Source organism: Candidatus Binataceae bacterium, from assembly GCA_035500095.1.
Lineage (GTDB): Bacteria > Desulfobacterota > Binatia > Binatales > Binataceae > JAKAVN01.
Genome location: DATJXN010000043.1, coordinates 1 through 6,847, shown reverse-complemented (window position 1 = coordinate 6,847; position 6,847 = coordinate 1). Strand labels below are relative to the sequence as shown.

Annotated in this window: 5 protein-coding genes; 4 read left to right on the top strand and 1 reads right to left on the bottom strand. The window is 65.5% G+C overall.

Annotated elements, in window-relative coordinates; translation table 11 throughout:
• On the bottom strand, positions 1-277 hold a 277-nt coding region (locus VMI09_05005; GenBank protein HTQ24033.1), incomplete at its 3' end, for a hypothetical protein.
• Positions 278-754: 477 nt separating this feature from the next.
• On the opposite strand from VMI09_05005, the gene VMI09_05000 reads away from it, so the two are divergent.
• The 4 genes from VMI09_05000 (at position 755) to VMI09_04985 (ending at position 5,796) form a co-directional block, all read left to right on the top strand.
• Positions 755-1,975 carry an IS110 family transposase gene (locus VMI09_05000; GenBank protein ID HTQ24032.1) on the top strand — a complete coding sequence of 407 codons (1,221 nt, stop codon included), beginning with the start codon at positions 755-757 and terminating at the stop codon, positions 1,973-1,975.
• A gap of 285 nt (positions 1,976-2,260) precedes the next feature.
• Positions 2,261-2,467 (top strand): hypothetical protein, encoded by a 207-nt coding sequence (locus VMI09_04995; GenBank protein HTQ24031.1) that lies wholly within the window; start codon positions 2,261-2,263, stop codon positions 2,465-2,467.
• A 54-nt stretch (positions 2,468-2,521) separates the two neighbouring features.
• On the top strand, positions 2,522-4,966 hold the full coding sequence (locus VMI09_04990; GenBank protein ID HTQ24030.1) for an AAA family ATPase: 2,445 nt from the start codon (positions 2,522-2,524) through the stop codon (positions 4,964-4,966).
• Between the two features lie 155 nt (positions 4,967-5,121).
• Positions 5,122-5,796, top strand: a complete 675-nt coding sequence (locus VMI09_04985) for a hypothetical protein (GenBank protein ID HTQ24029.1) — start codon at positions 5,122-5,124, stop codon at positions 5,794-5,796.
• The last annotated feature ends 1,051 nt before the right edge of the window (positions 5,797-6,847 follow it).

Below are 6,847 nucleotides of genomic sequence, written 5' to 3'. Positions count from 1 at the left end.
CCAGCGAGTGACCGAGAAGGGAGGGCTTCCAGTCTTCGCGTTCGCCCGAGATTTTCGCGACGCGCTCGCCGATGGCTTGAGCGTACTCGGCAAGACCGTTGGCGCCGGTCGTCCGTGTGGCCGGCAGCCATTCGAGCAGGCGCACACGCAGGCACTCTTTCAGGCCGTGGCGGATTGCGCTCGACGAGGGAGCCAGGTCCCAGATGTACGGGCGCTTGATCGGCGCCGCGACAATCAAAACGGTTTGCGTTGCGCTGTCTTCGCCATAGTCGCGCATGCGCCAAAATGGACCCGAGGCGATGACCCGGTGGGGGCACTCGTCCGGTCCGAAGCCAACGGTTTCAAGCGTACAGCCCTGCGCGCGGCATAGGATGTCAGCCGTCTCGAACTGAATTCGGCCCCCGCGGCATCACTCGGGGCGCTCCGGGCTGTCACGGAAGTTCTCTCTTCGGTCGACAGGCGCCAATGGAGCTTTGCATCACATTCGTAACCGGTATGAGAGGGCCGGCGCCCAAGGCCCCGGCTGTGAGCGATGAGCTTGCGGCGTATGGTGCGACCATCCGGGACAGAGGCGCCGGGAGCACGAAGGTGTGGGCAGGCCGATCACGCACGATGAGCTGAGAGCTCGCGTTCGTAGCTGGCCGCCTCTGCGACTCGCCCGGTTGCGCTGCGAGCGCGAATCCGTAGGTGTCGTGTCGCCCCACCGCTCCCGCATGTGATGGCACGGGAGGCGCGGATGAGGAGGGTGATTGGCATCGACATCCACCGGACCTTCGGCGAGGTGGTGGTTTGGGAGGAGGGCAGGCTTCGCCGCTTCGGCCGGGTCGACATGACCCGGACGGCGCTCGAAGGGTTGGGCGGAAAGCTGGATCCGACCGACGAAGTGGTCATCGAAGCGACCGGCAACGCGATGGCGGTGTCGCGGGTTCTCTCGCGGTTCGTGCGTCGGGTCGTGATCGCCAACCCGCTGCAGGTGAAGGCGATCGCGCACGCCCACGTGAAGACCGACAAGGTCGACGCCGGGACGCTGGCGAACCTGTTTGCGGCTGGGTTTTTGCCGGAGATCTGGACGCCTGACGCGGAGACCGAGCGCAAGCGCCGGTTGACCGCACGCCGCTATCAGGTCGTTCGCATTCGCACGCGGATCAAGAACGAAGTTCATTCGATCCTGCACGCCCATCTCGTTCCGAAGTGCCCTCATTCCGACCTGTTCAATCGGCCGGGGCGGGCGTGGCTCGAGCGGCAGGCGCTACCCAACGACGAGCGGGAGGCGATCGTCCGGCATCTGCGCGAACTCGACCGACTCGCCGAGGACCTTGCCGTTCTCGACCGCGGGATTGCCGAAGGCGCGCTCGACGACGGCGCCGTGAAACGGCTGCTGACGATCACCGGCGTCAATCTGACGGTGGCGACGGGCGTTCTGGCGGCGATCGGCGACATCCACCGGTTCGAGAGTCCGGGTAAGCTCGTGAGCTATTTCGGATTGAACCCTCGGGTTCGGCAGTCCGGGCTCGGCGCCGCTCATCACGGCCGCATCAGCAAGGTCGGGCGCAGCCACGCTCGGGCGATGCTGGTCGAGGCGGCCTGGGCCGTTGCCAAGGCGCCAGGACCGCTGCATGCCTTCTTCGTTCGCATCCGGGCCAGGCGAGGCCATCAGGTCGCCGCGGTGGCGGTGGCGCGCAAGCTGGCGGTGCTTTGCTGGCACGTGCTCGCCAAGGACCAAGACTACCTCTGGGCGCGGCCGGCCTTGGTCGCCAACAAGACCCGCGCCATGGAGCTGCAGGCCGGCAGGCCACAAAAGAAGGGCAATCGGCGGGGTCCAGCCTACGCCTATAACGTCAAGGCGCTGCGGGATCAGGAGAGCCAACTGGCTCAGCAGGCGGAACGCAACTACGCGCGCTTCGTTGATCGTTGGAAAACGCGCCCGCCGAAGGGCGAGGCGCGCGAGCGCCTCAATCCGGCAAGGAACGAATAGACCGCCTGGCGACGCTTGCAGCCGACGCGCCGCGCTTCGCCACGAGGTCGCTCGCGCACCCGAAGAATAGCACGACGGCGCAGAAAGCGCTTGTCGATCTCATCCGTCGGTCTAATCCTCCTTGATTTGCGTCAAGGACGGAGCAAAAACGCTGGAGGTCTGGAGTGGGCCTGGGGGCTCGCCCAATGCCTTCGACGCCCTCTGCTCGGACGAGCCTTCGGGGGAATTCAACGGGGCCGCTCTGCGATGCGTGGGCGACGCCGCGCTGGTTGCAAGGTTCGACGATTGGAACGCGCGCACGGTCGATCTGCCGCGCTGCGCCTTCTGTCGAAAATCGTTGCGCCAATCCTCGCCCTCGCCGGCGCGGCCGAGGTCGTCGCGACGGCGGTCACGTCCTTGTGCCGCGTGGCCAAGGTCACAGTTCGTGGTGTGGGCGTCAGCCGGTACGAATGGAGCGCGGTGGCGAATGCGCACGCTCGAAAAGTCGAGTAATCTTCTCGTGGTGGCCGTTGGAGACAACGCCGGATCTGCCGCGAAGGGGGCGCGATGGGCGAGGTTCGAGGAACCAAAGGCGCGGTTCGGCCGCTTTCCGCCGACCAACTGTACCGAGCCTGCGACCTTTCGCGCCTGGCCTTCGCTTCCACCGCTGAGCTCGAGCCGATCGACGGGATGATCGGGCAGGCGCGCGCGCTCGAGGCGGTGGAATTTGGCACGAAGATCGACAAGGCGGGGTTCAACCTCTTCGTCATCGGCGGGACGGGCGTTGGGATGCGTGACGCCATCAAGGCCATGCTGGCCGAGGAAGCGCGAACGCGCCCCGGTCCTTCCGATTGGGTGTATGTTAACAATTTCGCGAAGCCGGACCGGCCGATCGCGATGGAGCTCCCCTCGGGGCGCGCGGCCGGCCTCAAGGAGGCAATGCATAAGCTGATCGAGGACCTAAAGAGCGCCGCCCCGGCGGCGTTCCAGAGCGAGGACTACCAGACGCGGCGCGGCGCGATCGACGAAGCATTCCAGAAGAGGCAGTTCGAGGCCTTCACCGCGCTGAGGGAGAAGGCCGCCAAGAAATCGATCCTGCTTCTGCGCACGCCGGTCGGCTTCGCCATGGCGCCGGCGGCAAACGGCGAGGTCGTGCCGCCGGACCATTTCAACGCCTGGCCGGAAAACAAGCGCGCGGAGACCCAGGCCGAGATCGCGGTGCTGGAAAAGGATCTCGAGCGCATCGTTCGCCTGATCCCACAATGGGATAAGCAGCGGCGAGATGCGGTCCGGGCGCTCGACCGCGAAACCGCCAAGTACGCGGTCGACCATCTGATCGAGGAGGTAAGCACCGCCTTCGCCGACGTGCACCGCGTCCTTGAACATATCGAGGCGGTGCGCGCGGACCTGATCGAGAACGTGCCGATATTCGCCGCCGCGAGAGCCGAGGGTGGCGAGGGCGAGACTGCCGATCCGGCACGAGCCGCCGCGTTCGAGCGCTACGAGGTCAATCCGCTGATCGCCCAAAACGGCGCTCCCGGCGCGCCGCTCGTCGAGGAGCTTCATCCGACGCTCGGCAACCTCATCGGCCGCATCGACTACGTCTCGGCGCACGGCGTGCTGGTGACCAATTTCCTGCTGATCAAGGCGGGCGCCATCCACCGCGCGAGCGGCGGCTATTTGCTGCTCGATGCACGCGCCCTTTTGATGGAGCCCTTCAGCTGGACAGCGCTCAAGCGGACGCTCAAGCGCGGAGAGATCGCCATCGAGGACGTCGGCCGCTTCCTTGGCCTCACGAGCACCGTATCGCTCGAACCCGATCCCATCCCACTCAAAGTGAAGGTCGTGCTCACCGGCGACCGGCTGCTCTATTTCCTGCTGTTTGCCTACGACCCAGAACTTGCCGAGCATTTCAAGGTGCTGGTCGACTTTGAGGACGAGTTCGCGCGGACGCCGGAGACCGAGGCGGTTTTCGCCCGCCTTGCGGGCTCGATCGCAAAGCGCGACGGCTTGAGGGCGCTGGAGCGCGAGGCGACCGCGAGGGTAGTTGAGCATGCGGCGCGGCTGGCCGATCATTCCGGCAAGCTGTCGCTGAGCGTCACGAACTTGCGCGAAACGCTGATCGAGGCCGATTTCTGCGCGCGCGAGGCCGGGCGCGAGACGATCGCGCGCGCTGACGTCGAGCGCGCTCTTCAGGCCCGTGTCCGGCGCGCCTCGCGACTGCGCGACCGGACGAGGGAGACCATCATCGAACGCATCGCGCTCATCGACACCGACGGCGCGCGCGTCGGCCAGGTCAATGGGCTCAGCGTGATTGAGATCGGCGGCTTCGCTTTCGGCCGCCCGACCCGCATCACCTGCCAGACGCGGCTGGGCGCGGGAAAGGTCGTAGACATCGAACGTGAGGTCGAGCTTGGCGGCCCTATCCACTCCAAGGGCGTGCTGATCCTCAGCGGCTTTCTCGCGGGGCGATATGCTCTCGACGCGCCGATGTCGCTGTTCGCGAGCCTAGTGTTCGAACAGTCTTACGGCGGTGTCGAGGGTGACAGCGCATCATCGGCGGAGCTTTACGCGCTTATGTCAGCTCTGGCCGACACGCCGCTGCGCCAGGATCTCGCGGTGACCGGCTCCGTGAACCAGCACGGCGATGTGCAGGCGATTGGCGGCGTTAACGAGAAGATCGAAGGATTCTTCGACGTCTGCGCGGCGCGAGGCCTGAGCGGGTCGCAGGGCGTCCTGATCCCGAGCGCCAACGTGCAGCATCTGATGCTGCGCGAGGACGTCGTCCAAGCCTGCACGGAAGGGCGATTCGCGGTCTATCCAATCGGCCGCATCGACGAGGGCGTCGCGCTTCTGACGGGGCTCGAGGCGGGCGAGCGGCAGGCCGACGGCGCCTTTCCGGAGGCAAGCGTCAACCGTCGGGTCGAGGACCGGTTGCGGTTCTACGCCGAAATCCGCAGGAACTTCGGCAAGGAGGGCGGGCTGGAAGCGCGCGCGCTGGAGCGGTCATGACGGTGGGGTCGCTCGGCTTTCGTCGCCTCCTCCTCGGATTGCAGCGGGCCGCGCCAGCGAGCGCGACCGAGCTCGCGGTCGAACTCGCGAGCCTCTTCGACCTCGAGCTCATCGGGCTCTTCATCGATGACGTCGCCTTGCGCCATTGGGCCGCGATGCCCGCGGCGCGCGCCATCAGTGCGCTCGGTGCGGCCTGGAACTCGCTCGAATTTGCGAAAGGGCCGGGCGAAGCGGACTATGCGGCGGAAAGCGCCGAGCGCCGTTTCGCGGTGGCCTCGGAACGCCTTGAGCGTCGGCGGTTCGAGATCGTGCGCGGGGCGACCGCCCAGGCGTTAGCTGCGATCTCGCGCCCAGAGGACATTCTTGTGATCGTTCCTCCAGCTGCCGCAGCCGACCGCGCCGCGGAGCCCTTCGCGTCGCTTCTCGAGGCCGTTTTCGCTTCCCCCGCCGCGGTCATGCTCGTGCCCCGCCGGATCGCGCGCGTCGCTGGTTCCATTGTTGCGATCGCCGCCAACCCGGACGATCCGAGCATCGACGTCGCCGGCGCTATTGCGGCTGCGACGGGCGAAAGCCATGTCGTAGTCGATATGCGACGGGCAGGCGGTGAGGCTTTGCGCCTCGAAGTGAGGACAGGCGCGGGCAACCATTCGCATCGGCCGCCGCACGGGGGGGCAGTTGATTACCTCGCCGAAGCGGCGCCGCACGCATTGCGGGGATTGAGGGAACGGCTGACTGTCATCGACCGCGGCGTACTGCAGAACGAAATCGCGCTGGCGATCGCGCTCGGCCGCGGCGCGCCGGTGCTGAGCATCAATCCGCGCGGACACTGACAAGGTGTCAATCCGCCGCCCGCAGACTTCTGAGATAAGCTGAAATCTGTTCGATCTGCCGGTCGGTGAGTTCCAAGTTCGGCATGGCGCCGGGATGGCTCACGTCGCTATGCGTGGAGCGCAAGAACGCAAGCAGGGCCGCCGGATCGACGTGCCCGCCGTTGGCGATTTCGGCGAAACTTGAGTTCGGCCGCTCCCCAATAACATGACACGGTGAACAGACCTTCGCCGCAAGCTCTTGACCGGCCTAGTGTCGCTCGCGTCGCCGGCAAAAGCGCCCGTATAAATCCCGATCGACACCCGCGATTGCAAGAGAGGTCCGCAAGAGCCGGACACCGCGGACTGAAGAGTCAGTTTGATCTTCCATGGGACCTCCTTGCGCCGGCCGCGCGCTCCGCGTCACCAGAACCGCCTCCGCCCCTCGTGGACTTCCATTGAAACGGAAGTCGCGCGATACGACACGGCGATATCTGACCGTCGAACGGGCGTGAAGGGGGATATTCTCGTTTGCACGCCAGCAGTTCGCCCTGCAATCACCCGCACGTCGTTTGCTTCTATATTCGTCTCACGGTTAGCTACTGCGACTTCAAGGATTTGCGGATTTGCTCGTTTTAGCGTGGCATGGATGTTCCATAAGAGACAGTCAGTGGGCCAAGGTCGCGGTGGCATTTCGAAGAGATGGCTGAAATCATTGCAGGCGGGCGCCCAGGCCAGCGGGCAGCTGTCTCCACCATCTTGCGGCGGCAACCCTCTTCGGGATTGTGGCCGTTGTTGGCGATCAGACCGTTGATAAGCGCCTAGGTCGTGATCGGCATCGCGGCAGCGTTCTTCATCGTTGGCGGGCTGTTTCAACTGATTGCGTCGTGCGCCATTGTTCAACCAGGTTGGGGGTGGCAGACCGAGGATAGAATCATTGCGGTTATCCTCGCCATGCTTAGGGTGGCAGATCCCATGGGGAGGTGGATAGCGACCAACGCTTTGGCAGAGTGAGGTTGCGAACCACGCACTCTGGAGACGAGCATGCCAACCGCAGCCGACCAAGCTGAAGCGC

Excerpts from the sequence above, each read along its gene's own strand:
- VMI09_04990 (HTQ24030.1), top strand. The coding sequence starts at position 2,522 with ATGGGCGAGGTTCGAGGAACCAAAGGCGCGGTTCGGCCGCTTTCCGCC.
- VMI09_04985 (HTQ24029.1), top strand. The coding sequence starts at position 5,122 with ATGCCCGCGGCGCGCGCCATCAGTGCGCTCGGTGCGGCCTGGAACTCG.